The sequence below is a fragment of the Sphingomonas sp. PL-96 genome, from assembly GCF_020707215.1.
Lineage (GTDB): Bacteria > Pseudomonadota > Alphaproteobacteria > Sphingomonadales > Sphingomonadaceae > Sphingomonas.
Map to the genome: position 1 here is coordinate 273,074 of NZ_JAJFET010000002.1, position 19,815 is coordinate 292,888.

17 protein-coding genes are annotated in these 19,815 nt (G+C 68.0%); all 17 read right to left on the minus strand.

All coding sequences use genetic code 11. The features are described 5' to 3' along the window. Nucleotides 1-13: 13 nt before the first annotated feature. Nucleotides 14-700, minus strand: a complete 687-nt coding sequence (locus LK533_RS06815) for a response regulator transcription factor (protein ID WP_229362025.1) — start codon at nt 698-700, stop codon at nt 14-16. After that, entirely contained in the window at nt 701-3,373 is a 2,673-nt protein-coding gene (locus LK533_RS06820) for a sensor histidine kinase (protein ID WP_229362026.1), read from the minus strand. Next, the gene (kdpC, locus tag LK533_RS06825; RefSeq protein ID WP_229362027.1) at nt 3,373-3,975 is read right to left on the minus strand and encodes a potassium-transporting ATPase subunit KdpC; all 603 of its coding nucleotides are present in this window, start codon (nt 3,973-3,975) and stop codon (nt 3,373-3,375) included. The genes LK533_RS06820 and kdpC overlap by 1 nt, the downstream gene beginning before the upstream one ends. A gap of 12 nt (nt 3,976-3,987) precedes the next feature. Then, the gene (gene kdpB, locus LK533_RS06830) at nt 3,988-6,024 is read right to left on the minus strand and encodes a potassium-transporting ATPase subunit KdpB (protein WP_229362028.1); all 2,037 of its coding nucleotides are present in this window, start codon (nt 6,022-6,024) and stop codon (nt 3,988-3,990) included. 12 nt (nt 6,025-6,036) lie between these two features. Next, nucleotides 6,037-7,740 (minus strand): potassium-transporting ATPase subunit KdpA, encoded by a 1,704-nt coding sequence (kdpA, locus tag LK533_RS06835; protein WP_229362029.1) that lies wholly within the window; start codon nt 7,738-7,740, stop codon nt 6,037-6,039. A 13-nt stretch (nt 7,741-7,753) separates the two neighbouring features. Beyond that, complete coding sequence (kdpF, locus tag LK533_RS06840) at nt 7,754-7,843, minus strand: K(+)-transporting ATPase subunit F (protein ID WP_037531783.1); 90 nt, start codon at nt 7,841-7,843, stop codon at nt 7,754-7,756. A 110-nt stretch (nt 7,844-7,953) separates the two neighbouring features. Then, a complete protein-coding gene (locus LK533_RS06845) occupies nt 7,954-8,826 on the minus strand; it encodes a TorF family putative porin (protein ID WP_229362030.1) in 873 nt (290 codons plus the stop codon). Between the two features lie 188 nt (nt 8,827-9,014). Next, entirely contained in the window at nt 9,015-10,316 is a 1,302-nt protein-coding gene (locus LK533_RS06850; RefSeq protein WP_229362031.1) for an OmpP1/FadL family transporter, read from the minus strand. Nucleotides 10,317-10,346: 30 nt separating this feature from the next. Next, nucleotides 10,347-10,757, minus strand: coding sequence for a DUF2147 domain-containing protein (locus LK533_RS06855; protein WP_229362170.1), 411 nt, complete (start codon nt 10,755-10,757; stop codon nt 10,347-10,349). Between the two features lie 277 nt (nt 10,758-11,034). After that, nucleotides 11,035-11,352, minus strand: coding sequence for a quaternary ammonium compound efflux SMR transporter SugE (gene sugE / locus LK533_RS06860; RefSeq protein WP_229362032.1), 318 nt, complete (start codon nt 11,350-11,352; stop codon nt 11,035-11,037). A 141-nt stretch (nt 11,353-11,493) separates the two neighbouring features. Then, nucleotides 11,494-11,622, minus strand: a complete 129-nt coding sequence (locus LK533_RS17795) for a hypothetical protein (protein WP_267495227.1) — start codon at nt 11,620-11,622, stop codon at nt 11,494-11,496. 123 nt (nt 11,623-11,745) lie between these two features. Continuing rightward, nucleotides 11,746-12,681 (minus strand): electron transfer flavoprotein subunit alpha/FixB family protein, encoded by a 936-nt coding sequence (locus tag LK533_RS06865; RefSeq protein WP_229362033.1) that lies wholly within the window; start codon nt 12,679-12,681, stop codon nt 11,746-11,748. Then, nucleotides 12,678-13,427, minus strand: coding sequence for an electron transfer flavoprotein subunit beta/FixA family protein (locus tag LK533_RS06870; RefSeq protein ID WP_229362034.1), 750 nt, complete (start codon nt 13,425-13,427; stop codon nt 12,678-12,680). Before LK533_RS06870 ends, LK533_RS06865 begins: the two co-directional genes overlap by 4 nt. After that, nucleotides 13,424-14,329: an NAD(P)H-dependent flavin oxidoreductase gene (locus tag LK533_RS06875; RefSeq protein WP_229362035.1), complete on the minus strand. Its 906-nt coding sequence runs from the start codon at nt 14,327-14,329 to the stop codon at nt 13,424-13,426. The genes LK533_RS06870 and LK533_RS06875 overlap by 4 nt, the downstream gene beginning before the upstream one ends. Before the next feature lie 16 nt (nt 14,330-14,345). After that, complete coding sequence (locus LK533_RS06880) at nt 14,346-16,136, minus strand: acyl-CoA dehydrogenase C-terminal domain-containing protein (protein ID WP_229362036.1); 1,791 nt, start codon at nt 16,134-16,136, stop codon at nt 14,346-14,348. A gap of 44 nt (nt 16,137-16,180) precedes the next feature. Continuing rightward, nucleotides 16,181-18,502 (minus strand): 3-hydroxyacyl-CoA dehydrogenase/enoyl-CoA hydratase family protein, encoded by a 2,322-nt coding sequence (locus tag LK533_RS06885; protein WP_229362037.1) that lies wholly within the window; start codon nt 18,500-18,502, stop codon nt 16,181-16,183. Further along, nucleotides 18,499-19,638 (minus strand): thiolase family protein, encoded by a 1,140-nt coding sequence (locus tag LK533_RS06890; RefSeq protein ID WP_229362038.1) that lies wholly within the window; start codon nt 19,636-19,638, stop codon nt 18,499-18,501. The genes LK533_RS06885 and LK533_RS06890 overlap by 4 nt, the downstream gene beginning before the upstream one ends. Nucleotides 19,639-19,815 lie beyond the last annotated feature (177 nt).

Genomic DNA, 19,815 nt, shown 5'->3' on the forward strand with positions numbered 1-19,815 from the left:
CTGCCGCCGACGATCAGCTGTCGGGCCGCAGGCGGTATCCGACGCCCAGTTCGTTGGCGATGACGCTGCCGACGGGCTCGGGCGCCTCCAGCTTCTGGCGCAGGTTGCGGATGACGATGCGCAGATATTCGATGCGCGGGTCCTCGTCGCCGCCCCAGGCCGCCGCGAGGGCACGGTCGTGCGTGACGACCCGGCCGATGTGGCGTGCGAGAACCGCAAGCACCTCATATTCCTTGCGCGTCAGGTGCAGTTCCTCGCCCCCGCGGCAGACGATCCGCCGGTCGAGGTCAATGCTCAGGTCGCCTCGGCGCACGATCTGCGGCGCCGTCCCTCCCTGGCCCTGGTGACGAAGGGCGACCCGCAGCCGGGCGAGCAGTTCCTCGGTGTCGAACGGCTTGGTCACGAAATCGTCAGCGCCAAGGTCGAGTGCGGCGACCTTTTCATCGACGGCATCGCGTGCGGAGACGACCAGCACGACCGTGCCCTCCCGCCCGCGAAGCTGGCCGATGAGGCCAAGGCCGTCTCGATCGGGCAGCCCCAGATCGAGCAGCACCGCGCTCGGGTGTTCGGCTGCGGCCTGGTGCAATGCCTCGCGCGCATTGCCCGCCTCCACCACCGTATAGCCGGCGTGCACTAGTGTGTTGCGCAGGAGGCGACGGATGGCGGGTTCGTCGTCCACCACGAGGATCTTTGCGGGCATTCAGGACAGGCCTTCAGGGTTGAAATCGCGCACGACGAGGGGCGAGGGGAAGATCAGCGTAAAGACGGCGCCCGCGGCGCCGTCGCGATTGGCCGCCTCCACGGTCATCCCCATGGCATCGGCGAATGCCTTGACGATCGCGAGGCCCAGGCCGGTGCCGCCGACGACCCGATCCGAACCTTCGAACCGGCGGAAGGTCTCGAACACTTCGCCCTCGCGGCCGGGGGGAAGGCCCGGTCCCTGATCGAGCACTGCCAGGCGGAGCTCGCCGAAGCGGTGCTCTCCCTGGATCACGATCTCGGTCCCCGGCGCGCCGTAGCGGCCCGCATTGTCGAGCAGGTTGAGCAGGCAATGATGGAGCAGCTGCGGGTCGCCGCGGACCAGCGGCAGATCGGGTGGAACCTCGAGCCGGATGGGATGCCCCTCCAGCGCGCGGCGGGCGTCATGTGCGGCGCCGGTCACCGCATCGCTCAGGTCGATCGCCTCGACGTTCAGCTTCAGCGCGCCGGCCTCGACCCGCGCCATGTCGAGGAGATTGCCGACGAAGCGATTGAGCCGGGCGGCCTCATTCTCGATCGTGGCAATGAGTTCGTGGGTGGCGCCGTGGTGGAGTTGCGCCGCCGCGGCGATCACGGCGGTCAGCGGCGTACGCAGATCATGGCTCACCGACGACAGCAGCGCGGCGCGCAGCCGGTCGCGGGTGCGCACGGCGTCGACGTCCCGCATCTCGCTTTCGAGCCGCAGCCGTTCGAGCACCAGCGCGGACTGGTCGACCAGGCTGGAGAGCAGCGGCACCTGGTCCGCGCGAACCGGCTCGCCCCCGCTGTCGCGCACGATGCCCAGCACCGCGAGCGGGCGGCCGCCCGCCTTGAGCGGCTGGAACAGCCACTCGGATGCCGCCAGCGTGCCCGAACCGTTGCCGGCGGCAGTGCCGGTGTCGAACGCCCAGGTGGCGGCTGCAGTGTCGATCGTGTCCAGCCTGTAGCGAGAGTCGCTTGCGGCCAGGATCTCCAGTCCCGCGCCGGGCGAGGGGGCGAGAAGCACGGCCTGGACGCCGAGGAGCCGGGCGACATCGTCGCAGATCATCTGCGCGGCGCGCTGCGGATCGTTGACGCTGGTGATCTGGCTCAGGAAGCCGGCAAGCGTCGCGTTGGTCCGGGCGCTTGCGGCGGCAAGATCCGCCTGCGCCCGCACCCGCGACGTGAGCTGGCTTGTGGCGACTGCGATCGCCAGCAAGACGACGACCGAGAGCAGATTTTCCGGGTTGTTGATGCTGAGCGTGCCGACCGGCGGCAGGAAGAAGAAGTTGTAGGCGAGGCTGGAGACGATCCCGGCGTAGAGGCCGGTGCGCAGCCCAAACAGGCTCGCGGCCGCCATCACCGGCAGCAGGAAGAGCAGCGCCACATTGCCGAGGTCGAGGATGTGGGAGAGGGTGCTGCCCGTGGCGGTGACTGCTGCCACCAGGGCGGTCGTGATTGCGTAGCCGGCCGGGCTGCCCCAGCGTCCGCGGCGCGGTCTCGCCCGCTCGGGCGGCGCCGCCTGCGCCAGCACCGGGAGCACGTGGATCGCGACCCCGGGCGTGGTGCGGATCAGCCGGTCGACGACCGAGCCGTGGCGCAGCTCGAACCAGCCCGACCGCTGCGACTTGCCGAGCACGAGCTGGGTTGCGCGCGCGTCGACAAGGAACGCCTGGATGCCGTCCACCACGTTTGCCGCCGGTACCGTGGCGACCACGGCGCCCAGTTGCGTCGCCAGGGTCATCGCCGCGGCGACCCGCTGGTGTTGTGCCTCGGTGAACTGGGCCGCGCGCGGAGTCTCGATGAACAGTGCCGTCCAGGGCGCGCGCAGGCCATCGGCGATGCGCTTTGCCGCGCGCACCAGCACCTCGGCGCCGGGCAGTTCGCTGATGGCGACGACGATGCGGTCGCTTCCGGCCCAGGTGCCGCCCAGCCCCAGCGCACGCACGTCGTCGAGCATGCGCGCGTCGACTGCCTGCGCTGCCCGGCGAAGCGCCAGTTCGCGCAAGGCCGACAGGTTGGACTTGGAGAAGAAGTGCGAAAGCGCCCGTGTCGCTTCCTGCGGCAAATAGACCTTGCCGGCCTTCAACCGCTCGATCAGTTCGTCGGGCGGGATGTCGACGACTTCGATTTCGGCGGCTTCCAGGATGCTGTCGGGTACCGTCTCACGGACGCGCACCCGGGTGAACGACGCGACCACGTCGTTCAGGCTTTCGAGATGCTGGATGTTGACCGTCGAATAGACGTCGATGCCGGCTGCCAGCAGTTCCTCGACGTCCTGGAAGCGCTTGGGATGGCGGCTGCCCGGCGCGTTGGTGTGCGCGAGTTCGTCGACCAGCACCAGGCGCGGCGCACGCGCGAGGATGGCGTCCAGGTCCATCTCGGCCAGGGTGCGCCCTTCATAGGGGATGTGGCGGCGCGGAACGATCTCGTGCGCGCGGGTGAGCGCCTCAGTCTCGACCCGGCCGTGAGTCTCGACGACGCCCACGATCACGTCGACGCCGTCGCGTTTCCGCGCGGCGCCCTCCGACAGCATCTCATAGGTCTTTCCGACCCCGGGGGCCGCGCCCAGGAACAGCTTCAAACGGCCGCGACCCTCCTGCGCCGCCTGGCGCAGAAGGGCTTCGGGATCGGGTCTTCCGTCGCCTGCCGGCATCAGCGCGGCGCGGCGCCGGCCGCGTCGCTGGGCGACAAGGCGTCCAGGGCGCGGTTGAGCGCGAGTACGTTGACGTGCGGCTCGCCGAGGATCGAACCCTGCGTGGCATCGTCGATTACGCTGCGGACCCGCTCGATCGGGATGCCGCGAACCCGTGCGATGCGAGACGCCTGGGCCAGGGCAGCGGCAGGGGACAGGTCCGGGTCGAGACCGGAGCCGCTGGCGGTGACCAGGTCCGCCGGCACCGGACCCGCAACGCCTTCGCCGCGACGCTTCTCGACGTCGGTGCGCACGCGATCGGCCAGCGCCTGGCTGGTCGGCCCGAGGTTGGAGCCGGAGGAGGCCAGCCCGTCATAGCCGGTCGCGCCGGCCGCGGAGGGGCGCGTGTTGAAGTAGCGATCGGAGGTGAAGGCCTGGCCGACCACGGACGAGCCGATCACGCGGCCGCCGGAGTCGCGCACCAGGCTGCCGTTCGCCTGCGACGGGAAGATCGCTTGGCCGATGCCGGTCATCGCCAGCGGATAGGCGATGCCGAGCAGGGCTGCGAACAGGATCGTCATGACGATCGTGGGCCGCAGTGCGGAAGAGAAATCCTTGCCCATGTTGGGAACTCCTTAGGCGAGACCGAGGCCGCCGACCACGACGTCGATGATCTTGATGCCGACAAACGGCGCGACAAGGCCGCCGAGGCCGTAGACGGCGAGGTTGCGGGCGAGCAGCGGCCCCGCCGCCATCGGCTTGTAGCGCACACCCTTGAGCGCGAGCGGCACGAGCAGCGGAATGATGAGCGCGTTGAAGATGATGGCGCTCAGGATCGCCGACTGCGGTGTCGCCAGCCCCATGACGTTGAGCACGCCCAGGTCCGGGTAGAGCGCCACGAACATCGCCGGAATGATGGCGAAATACTTCGCCACGTCGTTCGCGACCGAGAAGGTCGTGAGCGCCCCGCGCGTCATCAGCAGCTGCTTGCCGAGACCGACGACCTCGATCAGCTTGGTCGGATCGCTGTCGAGGTCAACCATGTTGCCGGCCTCCCGCGCGGCCTGGGTGCCGGTGTTCATCGCCACGCCGACATCGGCCTGAGCGAGGGCAGGGGCATCGTTGGTGCCGTCCCCGCACATCGCCACCAGCTTGCCGCCGGTCTGCTCCTTGCGGATCAGCGCCAGCTTGTCCTCCGGCGTCGCTTGGGCGAGGAAGTCGTCCACGCCTGCTTCCGCCGCGATCGCCGCTGCGGTCAGCGGGTTGTCGCCCGTGATCATCACGGTGCGGATCCCCATTTCGCGCAGCTCGCCAAAGCGTTCGCGGATGCCGGCCTTGACCACGTCCTTCAGGAAGATGGCGCCGAGCAGCTTGCCGTCCTGCGCCACCGCCAGCGGGGTGCCGCCGGCACGCGCGATCTCGTCGGTGATGCGGCGCAACTCGGTGGCAGCCGCGGTTTCGCCCAGACCGGGATTGGCCCGGAGGATCGAGTCCACCGCGCCCTTCTGGATCGTGCTCCCGCCAAGGGTCACGCCCGAGATGCGCGTCTGGGCGGTGAACGGAATGACTTCCGCGCCCGCGGGAAGGGCCGCGGTACCGACACCCAACTTCTCGCGCGCGAGAACGACGATCGAGCGGCCTTCGGGCGTTTCGTCGGCGAGGCTTGCGAGCAATGCTGCCTCGGCAAGCTGGGCGTCGGAGGCGCCGGCGACCGTGCGGAACTCGCTCGCCTGACGATCGCCGATGGTGATGGTGCCCGTCTTGTCGAGCAGCAGCACGTCGACGTCGCCTGCCGCCTCAACCGCGCGGCCGGACTTTGCCAGCACGTTGAAGCGCACCAGCCGGTCCATGCCCGCGATGCCGATCGCGGACAGCAGCGCGGCGATGGTGGTCGGGATCAGCGTGATGAGCAGCGCCGCCAGGATCGCGACCGGGATGCTGCCGCCGGCATAGCTGGCAAAGCCCGGGATGGTGGCCACGGCAATCAGGAAGATGATCGTGAGGCCGACCAGAAGCAGCGTAAGCGCGACTTCGTTGGGCGTCTTTTGCCGCTCGGCGCCTTCCACCAGCGCGATCATCCGGTCGAGGAAGCCCTTGCCGGGCTCCACGGTCACCTGGACGCGGATCTCGTCGGAAATGACGCGGGTGCCCGCGGTCACCGCCGAACGGTCGCCACCCGCCTCGCGGATCACAGGCGCGCTTTCGCCGGTGATCGCGGCCTCGTTGACCGAGGCGACGCCCAAGACGACCTCACCATCGGACGGGATCAGGTCGCCCGTCTCCACCAGCACGATGTCGCCGATCTTCAGCTGGCTGGCCGGAACGTCGTCATACTGGCGCCCGTCGCCCTTCAGCCGCTTGGCGGTGAGTTCGGCCTTGGCGGCGCGCAGGCTTGCCGCCTGCGCCTTGCCGCGGCCCTCGGCCAGCGCCTCGGCAAAGGTGCCGAACAGCACCGTCAGCCACAGCCAGGCCGCCAGCTGCAGCTTGAAGCCGGTGGAGAGATCATCCTGCCCGACGACGAGCAGGACGGTCACGAGCGCCGCGACAGCCGCCGTGACGAACATGACGGGGTTGCGGAGAAGCTCCCTGGGATGGAGCTTCAGGAACGATGCCTTGATCGCGGGCACGACGAGGTCGGCCGTGAACAGGCTTTTTGTCTGGGTCTTTGCCATGATGGCCCCCGATCAGAACATTTGCCCGCGGATCATCGCAAGATGATCGGCGATGGGACCGAGCGCGAGGCTCGGGAGGAAGGTAAGGCCACCCAGGATCAGGATGATCCCGACCAGGAGACCGACCCACAGCCCGCCCGTGGTGGGGAAGGAGCCGGCGCTGGCCGGCGTGTGCTTCTTGGCCGCGAGCGAGCCGGCGATCGCCAGCATCGGCACGATGATGAAGAAGCGGCCGATCCACATCGCGACGCCCAGGAGCCCGTTGTACCAGGGCGTGTTGGCGGTCAGGCCGGCAAAGGCCGAGCCGTTGTTCGCAACCGCGCTGGTGAAGGCGTAGAGGATCTCCGAAAAGCCGTGCGGTCCCTTGTTGAGTGGCCCGGCCAGGCCCGCTGCGTTGACCGAGGACAGTGCGGAAAAGCCCAGGATCACGAGCGGCAGCACCGAGATCGCAAGCACCGCCAGCTTCACCTCGCGCGCCTCGATCTTCTTGCCGACATATTCCGGCGTGCGGCCGACCATCAGCCCGGCGACGAACACCGCAAGGATGGCGAAGAGCAGGAAGCCGTAGATGCCCGCGCCGACGCCGCCGATCACGACTTCGCCCAGCTGCATGTTGAACAGCGGGATCATGCCGCCGATCGCGGTGAAGCTGTCGTGCATCGCGTTGACCGCACCGCAGGAGGCCGCGGTGGTGACGACCGAGAACAGGGCGGATGCGGCGATGCCGAAGCGGACCTCCTTGCCCTCCATGTTGCCGCCCGGGACACCGAGCTGGTGGAGGATCGGGTTGCCCGCGGCTTCCGCCCAATAAGTGACGGCGGTGCCGATGAGGAACAGGATCATCATCGCGGCCAGGATGGCCCAGCCCTGGCGGGTGTTGCCGACCGCCTTGCCGAAGCACCAGGTGAGGCCGACGCCGATCGCGAAGATCGAGAGCATCTGGACGAAGTTGGTGAGCGCGGTCGGGTTTTCGAACGGGTGGGCGGAGTTGGCGTTGAAGAAGCCGCCGCCGTTGGTGCCCAGCATCTTGATCGCTTCCTGCGAAGCGACCGGGCCGAGCGCGAGCGTCTGCCGCACGCCTTCCAGCGTATCGATGCCGACACTGCCAGCCAGGGTCTGCGGCACGCCCGAGGCGATCAGGAACAGCGCGTAGACGATCGAGATCGGCAGCAGCAGGTAGAGCGTGATCCGGGTCACGTCGGCCCAGAAGTTGCCCACCGTCTTTGCCTCACGCCGGGCAAAGCCGCGGAACAGGGCGAAGGCGAGGGCGATGCCGGTCGCGGCCGACAGGAAGTTGTGGATCGTCAGCCCCAGCATCTGGCTGAGGTTCGACATGGTGCTTTCGCCGGCATAGCTCTGCCAGTTGGTGTTGGCGGCAAAGCTGATCGCGGTGTTGAACGACAGGTGCTCGCCGACTGCGGGCAGGCCGTTCGGGTTCAGCGGCAGCACCGCCTGCAGGCGCAGCACCGCATAGGTGAACAGCGTCAGCACTGCGTTGAACAGCAGCATGTGCACCGCATAGCGGCGCCAGCCCTGTTCCTCGTCCGGGCGGATGCCCGACAGGGTATAGAAGCCGCGCTCGACGGGGCCGAGCACGAGGTGGAGCGGCGTACGCCGCCCTTCGTAGAGGGCGTGAAGCCACAGCCCTACGGGTTTGGCTAGCGCCAGCAGGATGCCGACGAAGCCAAGGATCAGGAACCAGCCCTGCATGGTCATGGTGCCGCTCCCTTCAGAAGCGTTCGGGGCGGATCAGCACCGCCACGAGGTAGACAAGAAGGCCAAGCGCGGTGAGCGCCGCCAGCCAGAGGTCGAGCGTCATGGCGTGCTCCTCACGCGTGGTCGCACAGGCGGACAAAGGCGAGCGTCAGCGCGATCAGTCCCACCAGGATCGCGATCCAGATCAGGTCCTGCATCTGTCTGCTCCCCCGATCAGAAGGCTGCGGTCAGCGAGGCGACCACGGTCCCGCCAGCGATCGTGCCGGTGCCGTCCTGGCCCTTGCTGAAGCTGGGGCGCAGATATGCCGCCTCACGCCCGGAGATGTCGGTGTCGACGTAGGAGACGTTGAAGGTCACGTTGCGCCAGGTCGCGTCGGCGCCCAGTGACCAGTCCCAATACTCCCCCGTGGGTGCGACGGCGGTGGCGTTAGGGCCGAGACCATCCTGGCCCCAGCTGTGGCCGATATGCGCCTTGGCGGTGAACGGCGTGCCGGCGAGGCCCAGCGCGCCATCGCCCCAGAGGTAGAGGTTGTCGTCCTTGGCGCCGGGCCGGGTGTAGGTGCCTGCGGCCGCGTCCGCGCCGGTGTCGTACCATTTGCCGAGCGCCTGCTGCTTGGGCGCATAGGCGACGCCCGCGGTCAGCGTGGCGGGGCCTGCGGTGCCGCTGAGCTTCACATAGGGCTCGGCGAAGTCGGTCTTATCGGCGCCGCCCGGGTACATGTACCAGGTGAGGCCGACGTCGAGCGTCGCGCCGTTGCCGAGCGCGGCCTTGTAGCCGCCGATCAGGTCGAGCTCCATGTTGGCGCCGCCGAAGGTGCCCCAGCCGGCCAGGTTCGACGCCCAGACCCCGCCGTAGAGGCCGCTCTCATGCGTTGCGGTGATGCCGCCCTGGACTGCGAGCTGGCGATCTGTTTGCGACACGCCGCGGAAGCGATAGTCGGAGGCAATGGCAACCGAGCCGCTGATCGTCAGCGGGGCGGGCGGGGCAGTCTCTGCCGAGTCTCCAGCGGCGGGCGCCGATTGCGCCTGTGCTGCGAGCGGCGTGGTCAGAAACGCGAGGGCCGCGAAGGTGCGACGGAAGTTCATGCTTGCATCCCTTTGACGAGGCCATCGTCAAGGAGACGAAGCCTTCAGGGATGCGCGATTAGGGGCAATGCGCGTAGCAATTCGAGAGCGATTCCGGCGAAGCGCATAGTGCCCGCATAGTGCAGGCGCTTATTCGCCCAAGAAGGCGGGCGCGCGCCCTCGTCAGGAGAGGGTGCGCGCCCGTGGCATCAGAAACGAACGTGGCCGCCGAGCGTGAAGATCAGCGCATGCGCATCTTCCAGCGTGCCGTTGGTCACGATCGGCGTCTGCGCGGCCGAGCCGGCATAGGCCGCGGTGATGCGATCGATCGTCTCGTCCTTGAACATGACATAGTTGGCGCCCGCGTCGATCGTGAAGGCCGGGGTGAGACGGAAGGAGCCGCCCGCGCCGAAGTTCCAGCGGTTCGAATCGGGCACGCGCGCATCCCGGTCCCCGTCGCGGGTCGGGGTCAGCGTGCGCTGGACACCGGCACGCAGCGTCAGGTCGGGCGTCGCGGCATAGTCGAAGCCGCCGGCCAGGCTCCAGGTGTTGCGGTAGTTCTCCGGGATCGCGGAATTGACGGGCGCGCCAAGGCGGATCGCGTCGAAGTCGGCCCAGGTGTAGCGGATCCCCTGGACGTTGAGCGTCAGCGCGTCGGTGGTGCGGAAGCGACCGCCGACGATGATCTGCGCGGGCGTCTTGAACTTCGCCTTGATGCCATCCAGCGAAAGGTTCTGGCCGGCGAGCGGACCCAGCAGGCCGCTGACTTCCAGCGAACCCTTCAGCGTGTGCTCGATGCTCGACTTGTAGCTGATGCCGACGGTCGCCCAGTCGTTGTGCATCTGCACGCCTGCGGTCCACCCCAGATCCCAGCCGTCGCCGCTCAGCACCTGCTGGCCATCGGGCAGGCTTGCGGCGAGGTTGGGCAGCGCGTTGCCGAGCTCTGCATCGGTGTATTCGACGTTGACCGCGGCGCCCACCCGCAGCCAGTCGGTAACGGACACGCCGATCGACGGCTGGATGTCGATGGTGCGCAGCCGGGTCTTGTCGGCGCTGTAGCGCGCCCAGCTGTCGGCATCATAGTTGGTGGTGAAGCTGTAGGGCGAGGTGACCGCAAGGCCGATCGACACGCGCTCGTTGAGCGGCATGGCGACCGCGCCCGAGGGCAGGAAGCCGTTGTTGATCGGGTTCTTCGACACCGACTGGCCGCCGATCGCCGCCGGCGGCTGGCCCGGGCGGACGATCACGGTGCCGTCATCGACGACCTTGCCGCGCGGCAGGATGGCGGAGACGGCGATCGACGCCTCGGCGCTTTCCATGTCGGCGATCGACGCCGGGTTCCACCACAGCGACTGGGGTCCCGTGTCGGCGACTTCACCCGAAAAGGCGCGGCCGGCGCCGCGGGCGGACTGTTCCTGCAGGTAAAAGGCCTGGGCATGGGCGATGCCGCTGGAAGCGACGAGCCACAGCGGAGCGGAGGCGATCAGCGAAAGCTTGAAACGTGGCGACATGGGCGATTTCCTGATGATGAAGCGTGAGGATCAGCGGACGCGAGTCCAGGTCTGGGTCTTGCAGAGCGGCACGAACACGCAGCCGCGGACCTTGAGCTGGTTGGCGCCGACCGGCGTCACCTTGGCGCTATAGGTCTTGCCGTCGTCGGCATTGTAGATCTTGCCGTCGACCCAGTCCTTGCCGTTCGCCGTGAAGCCGCTCAGGATCTGCATGCCCTTGAGCGGGCGGTTGCGCAGCGCCGCGTTGCTGTTCTTCACGTCCTTCAGGTCCGGGTTGGTGCGCAGGTGGTCGGAACTGATCAGGCGGCCGCAGATCGACGGCCCGCAGCGGCTGATCTCCACGATTCCGTTCTTGGTCTCCGCCTTCCAGCGGCCGAGCGCGGCATCCTGCGGCTGGGGTGCGGCAGCGACCGCCGCCGCCGCGAGCAACATCGTCAGCATCATCATCCTCTCCTTACCGCTTGCCTTTGTGGCAAGTCGACTTCCGCGATCTGCGCCGCCCCGAACTATAGGTGCCGGTGGCTGACGCATGCGGAAACTACCTGCACGCTACGGTACCCACTCGAAGTGTCAAGCATCGTCGCACACCGATGTGCAGAGCGAAGGTCGCACATGCTGAAATGCCACAGCTCGAACCCCGCATAAGGGCGAAAACGTTAGGCAAAGGTTAGACCGGGATGCAGGTCTTGGCGGTATCTCGCGACGGGCGAGGGGCGGATCAGTTGCCGGCGAGCTTCATCAGCACCAGGCCGCTCACGATCAGCAGTGCCGCCACGAGGCGCATCGGGGATGCCGCCTCTCCCAGCACCAGGATGCCGACCGCAAAGGCGCCGACCGCGCCGATGCCCGTCCACACCGTATAGGCGGTGCCGAGCGGCAGCGACTTCATGGACCAGGAGAGCAGGCCGAAGCTCACCAGCATGCCCGCGATGGTGACGATGCTCGGCCACAGGCGCGTGAAGCCGTGCGACTGTTTCATGGCGGAGGCCCAGACGACCTCAAACAGACCAGCGATGATGAGAACGATCCAAGCCAAGGCACCCTCCAGATGGTGAGGTGCCGGGCCGTCCCGGTCTTGAACACCCATGACGGGGCGGGAACGTGGTCTCCGCACGCGGGAGATAGCGGCGGGGGTGGGCGGGATCAATGGGCAGACGGTGATGGTGGGTGTGGCACTTCAGCCGGCGAGAACGCAGGTCAGGAGGCCGAGGACAAGGAAGGGCGCGAACAGGGCGGCCGCGCCCGCCAGAAAACCCCATCTGCGGTAGGCTGCCTCTACCGCGCCTTCCCAGAATCCCTCGATCACGATTTCCGCAAACCAAGCCACGCGAGGCTTTTGCCATGGGGGTGCGGCGTCCGCGAATTTGCAAGGACGGGTGCGGGCGTCCCGCGCAAAAGAAAGGGGCGGGATTGCTCCCGCCCCTGTGGCTTACAGCTTTTCGGTCAACTCGGGGACGATCTGGAAGAGGTCGCCGACCAGGCCGACGTCGGCAACCTGGAAGATGGGTGCGTCCTCGTCCTTGTTGATGGCGATGATGGTCTTGCTGTCCTTCATGCCGGCAAGGTGCTGGATGGCGCCGGAGATGCCGACCGCGACATACACGTCCGGGGCGACGATCTTGCCGGTCTGGCCGACCTGATAGTCGTTGGGGGCGAAGCCGGCGTCGACTGCCGCACGGCTGGCGCCGACCGCGGCACCGAGCTTGTCGGCGAGCGGCTCGATGAGGGCGTGGAACTGCTCCTCCGAGCCGAGCGCACGGCCGCCGGAGACGATCACCGCGGCGCTGGTGAGCTCGGGACGGGCGGACTCCTGGGTCTCGGCACCGACGAAGCGCGACTTGCCCTGGTCGCCCGGCGCGGTGAGCGCCTCGACCGAGGCGTTGCCGCCTTCGGTCGCGGCCTTTTCGAAGCCGGTCGCGCGGACGGTGATGACCTTCTTGGCATCGCTCGACTGCACGGTCGCGACGGCGTTTCCGGCATAGATCGGGCGGGTGAAGGTGTCGGCGCCCTCGACCGAGACGATGTCGCTCACCTGCATGACGTCGAGCAGCGCTGCGACGCGCGGGGCGACGTTCTTGCCGATCGAGGTGGCGTTGGCGAGGAGGGCGTCGTGCTCGGCCATCAGCGGCACCACCAGGGCTGCGACATTCTCGGCCAGCATGTTGGCGTATGCCGGATCGTTCGCCAGCAGCACCTTCGACACGCCGGCCACTTTGGCGACGGCGTCGGCGGCCTGCACGGCGGCGTCGCCGTGTCCTGCGACCAGCGCGACCACGTCGCCGAGCTTGGCGGCAGCGGTAAGGGTGGCGAGCGTCGCGTCCTTCACGCGGCCGTCGAGTTGTTCGACCAGTACCAGCACGCTCATGCGATCACTCCCAGGCTCTTGATCTTGTCGACCAGCGCGGTGACGTCGTCGACCTTGATGCCGGCGGCGCGCTTGGCGGGTTCCTCGACCTTGAGGATCGTGATCCGGGGGGTGAGGTCGACGCCGTAATCGGCGGGGGTCTTCTGCGCGAGCGGCTTGGACTTCGCCTTCATGATGTTGGGCAGCGAGGCATAGCGCGGCTCGTTCAGGCGCAGGTCGGTGGTGACGATTGCGGGCAGCGGCAGCGCCACCGTCTCCAGGCCGCCGTCGACCTCGCGGGTGACATGGGCGGTGTCGCCTTCGACCTCGACCTTGGACGCGAAGGTGCCCTGGCCCCAGCCGAGCAGGGCGGCGAGCATCTGGCCGGTCTGGTTGTTGTCGTCGTCGATCGCCTGCTTGCCCAGGATCACGAGCTGCGGCTGCTCTTCCTCGGCCACCTTGGCGAGGAGCTTGGCGACGCCGAGCGGCTCGGGACGCATGTCCGCGGTGATGAGGATCGCGCGGTCGGCGCCCATCGCGAGTGCGGTGCGCAGCGTGTCCTGCGCCTTGGGCTCGCCGATCGAGACCACCACCACCTCGGTGGCGACGCCCTTTTCCTTCAGGCGGATCGCCTCTTCGACCGCGATCTCGTCGAACGGGTTCATGCTCATCTTGACGTTGGCGAGGTCGACACCCGACCCGTCCGCCTTCACCCGCGGCTTCACATTATAGTCAAGCACCCGCTTGACCGGCACCAACAGCTTCATGCTTCTCTCTCCCAAGCACGGGCATAGCCCGCGATCAGATCCGTGCAGATGTCTGCCGCCGGGCGGATGGCGTCGACGGCGCCCACGCCCTGTCCGGCAGACCAGATGGTTTTCCACGCCCGCGCCTCTTCGGCGAGGTCGAGGGTCGGCGTCTCGCCCGGTTGCCAGCCATTGGCCTCCAGGCTGGGACGCAGGAAGTTCGCGCCGACGCCGGTGACGGCGGCGGTATGGACGACGTCGGCGGCAGAAGAACCGACCATCATCGCCTTTTGCTCCGCGCTGGCGAGGCTTTCTTCCGAGGCGATGAAGTGGCTGCCGAGATAGCCGAAGTCCGCGCCCAGCATCCGGGCAGCGGCGATGTGGCGTCCCTCCGACATCGCGCCGGCAAGCGCCAGCGGCCCATCGAAGAAGCGGCGGATCTCCGCGACCAGCGCAAAGGGGCTGAGGGTACCGGCGTGGCCGCCGGCGCCCGCCGCCACCGCGATCAGCCCGTCGACGCCCGCCGCGACCGCCTTTTGCGCGTGCCGGGTCGAGATCACGTCGTGGAAGACGAGCCCGCCATAGCCGTGCACCGCGTCGATCACCTCGGGCACCAGGCCGAGCGACGTGATCACCAGCGGCACGCGGTGGCGAACGATCGCCGCCAGGTCGTCCATCAGCCGTGTGTTGCTGCGATGGACGATCAGGTTGACGCCATAGGGCGCGCTGTCGGCGTCGAGGGCGGTCTCGATCTCCTCGAGCCAGTCGACGAAGCCTTCCGTGGTGCGCTGGTTGAGCGCGGGGAAGGTGCCGACTAGGCCCGCCCGGCAGCAGGCGGTGACCAGTGCCGGGCCGGAGATCAGGAACATCGGCGCGACGATCGCGGGGATCGCCAGCCGGTGTTCCCAGGCGGGGGGCATCATCGCGTCAGCCCCGGCTTCAGAAGGCGTCCTCGGCGAGCGCCATCGTCGAACGCTTGCCGGACTTGATCGCCAGGAAGGCGGCGGTCGCCTGCGGCAGGATGCGGTCGAAGAAGAAGCCGGCGGTGGCGATCTTCGCCTTGTAGAAGCCGGCTTCGTCGGTGCCCTCGGCAAGCCGCTGCTGGGCGATGCGTCCGCTTTTGAGGAAGCAATAGCCCATGCCGACCAGGCCCAGGAGGCGCAGATAGTCGGTGGCGGCGGCGCCGGCCTCCTCCGGATCCTTCATGCCGCGCTGCGCGATCATGCCGGTGGCGAGCTGGAGCGCGCCGAACGCCTGGCGCAGGCCCTGTGCCATCGGCTTGATCGCCTCTTCGCCCTCGTGCGCGTCGAGGAAGTTCGACACCGGGTGGAAGAAGGCGCGCAGGTTGCGACCCATGCGGGCCGGCATCTTGCGGCCGACGAGGTCGAGCGCCTGGATGCCGTTGGTGCCTTCGTAGATCATCGCGATGCGGGCATCGCGGACGTATTGCTCGACGCCATGTTCGCGGATGTAGCCGTGGCCGCCATAGGTCTGGACCGCGAGGTTCGCCGACTCATAGCCGAGGTCGGTGAACAGCGCCTTCACGACCGGCGTCATCAGGGCGATGAAGTCGGTGGCGCGGGCGCGCACTTCCGGATCGGCCGAGGCCTTTTCCGCATCGAGCGCACGGCTGACCCAGGCGCCCAGCGCACGGCAACCTTCCGTATAGACGCGTGCCGTCATCAGCATGCGGCGGACGTCCGGGTGGACGATGATCGGGTCGGCGGGGAGGTCGGGGCGCTTGGCACCGCCGAGCGCACGGCCCTGCAGGCGCTCCTTGGCGTAGGCGACGGCGCTTTGATAGGCGGCCTCGCCGACGCCCAGGCCCTGCACGCCGACCGACACGCGCTCGGTGTTCATCATCGTGAACATCGCGGCCATGCCCTTGTGCGGCTCACCGACGAGCCAGCCCACGGAATCGTCGAAGTTCATCTGGCAGGTGGCCGACGCCTTCATGCCCATCTTGTGCTCGATGCCGGCGACGGTGACGCCATTGGCATTGCCGAGCGTGCCGTCGGCGTTGGGCAGGAACTTGGGCACCAGGAAGAGGCTGATGCCCTTCACCCCCGGAGGCGCGTCCGGCATGCGGGCGAGCACCAGGTGGATGACGTTGTCGGTCAGGTCGTGGTCGCCGGCCGAGATGAAGATCTTGGAGCCGGTGACGCGGTAGCTGCCATCCTCCTGCGGCACCGCGCGGGTGCGCAAGAGGCCGAGGTCGGTGCCGCAATGCGACTCCGTCAGGCACATCGTGCCCGACCATTCGCCCGAGACCATCTTGGGCAGATAGGCCTGCTTCAGGTCGTCGGAGGCATGGCCCTCGATCGCGGTGGTCGCGCCGTGGGTGAGGCCGGGATAGAGGCTGAACGACACGTTGGTCGCGCAGATCATTTCCTCGACCAGCTTGTTGATCGATTCCGGCAGGCCCTGGCCACCCCATTGCGGGTCAGAGGCAAGTGCTGCCCAGCCGGCTTCGCGGAACTGGTCATAGGCCGCCTTGAACCCGGCGGGGGTGCGGACGACGCCGTTCTCGATGCGGCAGCCCTCGATATCGCCAGGCGCGTTCAGCGGCAGCAGAATCTCCTGCGCCATGCGGGCGGCTTCCTCGAGCACCGCGTCGAGCAGGTCGGGCGTGAATTCGGCGTGAGCGGCGAGATCGCCGAACCCATCGTCGCCGTGCAGCTCGTGCAGCACGAAGCGCATGTCGCGCAGCGGGGCTTCGTAGACTTGCATGTCGATCTCCTTTCCGGCCGGGCGCCAGGCGCCCGGCGGCAAAATCAGTTGCGCAGCGGCTTGCCGGTTTCGAGCATCTGCTCGATGCGGGCGACCGTGCGGCTATCGCGGACGCGGGTCATGAAGCCCTTGACCTCCAGCTTGAGGAGATCCGCTTCCTTGACCGTGTCGACCAGGTCGGCCTCACCGCCGGTCAGCACTTCTGCGAGGCTGTCCGACACCACCAGGTCATAGTCGGTGGCGATGCCGCGCTTGTGGAAGCTGTCCGCCGCCATGCGCAGCGCCAGACGGCCGCTGGCGCCAGGCAGCTTGAACTCCGGCGGGGCCGGCGGGGTATAGCCGTCGACCAGCGACAGTGCCTTGGCCTTGGCATCGGCGAGCAACCGGCTGCGATTCATGGTGATGCCGTCCTTGGCGCGCAGGAACATCAGTTCCTTGGCCTCTGCCGCCGACTTGGAGACGGTGGCGGTGCTGACCGTCTCGAACACCTTGGCCACTGCGGGCATCGGGCCTTTGGGGAGCTGGCCCGACTGCTGCCAGCGGTCGATCATCTCGCCATTGCCGCCCCACCCCGGGATCAGGCCGACGCCGGTCTCGACCAGGCCGATATAGGTCTCGGCATGGGCCTGGACCGCATCGGCGTGGAGGACGATCTCGCAGCCGCCGCCCAGCGCCATGCCCGCAGGTGCGGCGACGACGGGGAAGGGGGCGTATTTCAGCGCCTTCAGCGCCTGCTGGCCGGCCGCGACCAGCGTCTGCACCTCGCCATAGGCGGCGATGTTCAGCGCGAAGAGCGCGAGGCCCAGGTTGGCGCCGGCCGAGAAATGGCTGCCGTCGTTGTAGATCACCAGCGCCTTGAAGCGATCCTTGACGATCGGGATCGCCTGCTGGATCAGCTTCATGACCTCGCCGTCGAGCGCGTTCATCTTGCCGGTGAACTCGATGCAGGCGACGCCGTCACCCACGTCCCACAGCGCCGCCGAACCGGTCTTGGCGAGCGGTTCGCCGGCGCGCTTGACGTCCTCGAGCATCAGCACGCCTTCGGGGCGGACGATGTCGTGATAGGCGCCGTCGAGGCCGAAATACTGGCGCTTGCCGCCTTCGATCCGATAGAAGCTGCCGCTTCCGACCTGCTCCAGCAGTGCCGGGACCGGACGGCCTTCCGCCTTCAGCCGCTCGACCAGCTTGGCAGCACCAATGCGGTCGACCAGCTCGAACGGGCCTAACTTCCAGTTGTAGCCGAGCTTCATCGCGTCATCGATCGCGACGATGTCGTCGGCCGCTTCCGGCACCAGCATGGCCGCGTAGCTCAGCACATGGCTGAGCACGGTCCACGCATAGTCGCCGACCTTGCCCTTGGCGGCCAGCAGCTTGCCCAGGTCCCGGTCGGCGCCTGAAGGCAGCGACGCGGGCTTGCGGCTGTCGTGATATTCGCCGGTCTTGAGGTCGATCGACTGCTTGACCTTGCCGCCGTTCGAACGGTCGAGGCGGTAGAAGCCGCCCTTGCCCTTGCGGCCGGTATAGCCTTCCGCGATCATGCGATCGACGAGGGGCAGCGGGCGCACGGTGTCGAAATAGGGATCGCCCTGCGGCAGCGTGGACGTCAGGCTCTTGGACAGGAGCGGCATCAGGTCGACGCCGACGAGATCGATCAGGCCGAAGATGCCGGTCTTGGGCACGCCCATCGGCTTGCCGCCGATCTGGTCGGCTTCCTCGACGGTGAGCCCCAGGTCCATCGCCGCATTGATCGCGACCGCCAGCCAATAGGTGCCGACGCGATTGGCGATGAAGCCCGGCGTGTCGTGCGCGGGGACCACGGTCTTGCCCAGACTCCGGTCGGCGAAGTCCGACACGCGCGCCACCAATTCGGGGTCGCTGTCGGGGCCGGCCACGACCTCGATCAGCCGCATGTAGCGCGGCGGATTGAAGAAGTGGGTGATGAGGAAGTCGCGGCGGAACTGATCCGAGCGCCCCTCGACCAGCTGGCCGAGCGGCATCGTGGAGGTGTTCGACGACACAGCCGTGCCTGGGCGCTTCACCGCCTCGATTCTGGCGTACAACGCCTGCTTCAGGTCGATCCGCTCGACGATCGCCTCGATCACCCAGTCGCACTCGGCGATGCGGTCGAGATGGTCGTCGATGTTGCCGGTCTCGACCAGCTTGGCTGCACGCTTCGACATGAAGGGGGCGGGGTCGGTCTTGAGCAGCTTGGCCACCGCGCCCTCGGCGACCGCATTGCGGTTCGCCTCGTCGCGAACGATGTCGAGCAGCAGCACCGGCACGCCGGCGTTGGCGACCTGGGCGGCGATGCCGGCACCCATGGTGCCGGCGCCGATCACGCAGACCTTACGGATGGCCTCGCTCATTCGGCTGCCTCCAGCAGGGTGGCGATGCCCTGGCCGCCGCCGATGCACTGGGTGGCGAGCGCGTACTTGCCGCCCTCGCGCTTCAGGAGCGACGCCGCCTTGCCGACGATGCGCGCGCCGGTGGCGCCGAGCGGGTGGCCGATCGCGATCGCGCCGCCGTCGATGTTCACCTTGGCCGTGTCGAGGCCGAGGTCGTGGATGCAGGCGAGCGCCTGGCTGGCGAAGGCTTCGTTGATCTCGATGACGTCGAGCGCACCGGCGTCGACGTTGCCGCGCTCCAGCGCCTTGCGCGAGGCACCGATCGGGCCAAGCCCCATGACCTCGGGCTCGAGGCCGGAGATGCCGACCGTTTTCAGCCGGGCGAGGATCGGCAGGCCGTGGGCGCGCGCATAGTCCTCGCTGGTGACGAGCACCGCTGCCGCACCGTCGGTGAGCGGCGAGGAGGTGCCGGCGGTGACCGAGCCTTCCTTGTCGAATGCGGGCTTCAGGCCCGCCAGGCCCTCTGCGGTCGTGTCCGGACGGACGGTGCCGTCTTCGCTCACGACGCCGTTCTTGGTCTGGATCGGCACGATCTCGTCATTGAGGCGACCGCCGGCCTGCGCTGCGGCAGCCTTCTTCTGGCTGTCGACCGCAAAGGCTTCCTGGTTCTCGCGGGTGATCTGGTATTTGGTGGCGACGCGCTCCGCGGTCTCGCCCATGCCCATGTAGGCGCCCGGCATCTTCTCGGCCAGCGCAGGGTTGGGGAGGGGGTTGTAGCCCATCATCGGCACCCGGCTCATCGACTCGACCCCGGCGCAGATGAAGACCTCGCCCGCACCGATCTGGATCTGGCCCATGGCGATGTGGATCGAGCTCATCGACGAGCCGCAGAAGCGGTTCACGGTCATGCCGCCGACCGACAGCGGCAGGTCGCCGAGCAGGCCGACCAGGCGCGCGACGTTCATGCCCTGCTCGCCTTCCGGAAAGGCGCAGCCGACGATCAGGTCCTCGATATCCTTGGGGTCGACGCCCGTGCGGTCGATCAGGCCGCGAATCACCTGGGCGGCCAGGTCGTCCGGGCGAACCCGGGCCAGCGCGCCCTTGTGCGCGGGATGAAAGGGGGAACGGGCATAGCCCGCGATCACGACGCTCTTCATCTCAATCCTCTCCGAGGCTTTGGGCATCCTAACGGCACCTTTCGTTCCTAATGGTGCGAGATTTCCCTATACGTCAACCGATTTCTGTTTAAGGTAGGAACAGGCGCCGACATGTCGAGAGCCCGCGTGAAAGCGAGTCCGACGGAACGAGAGCAGGCGGCGCCGGAGAGGAGGCAA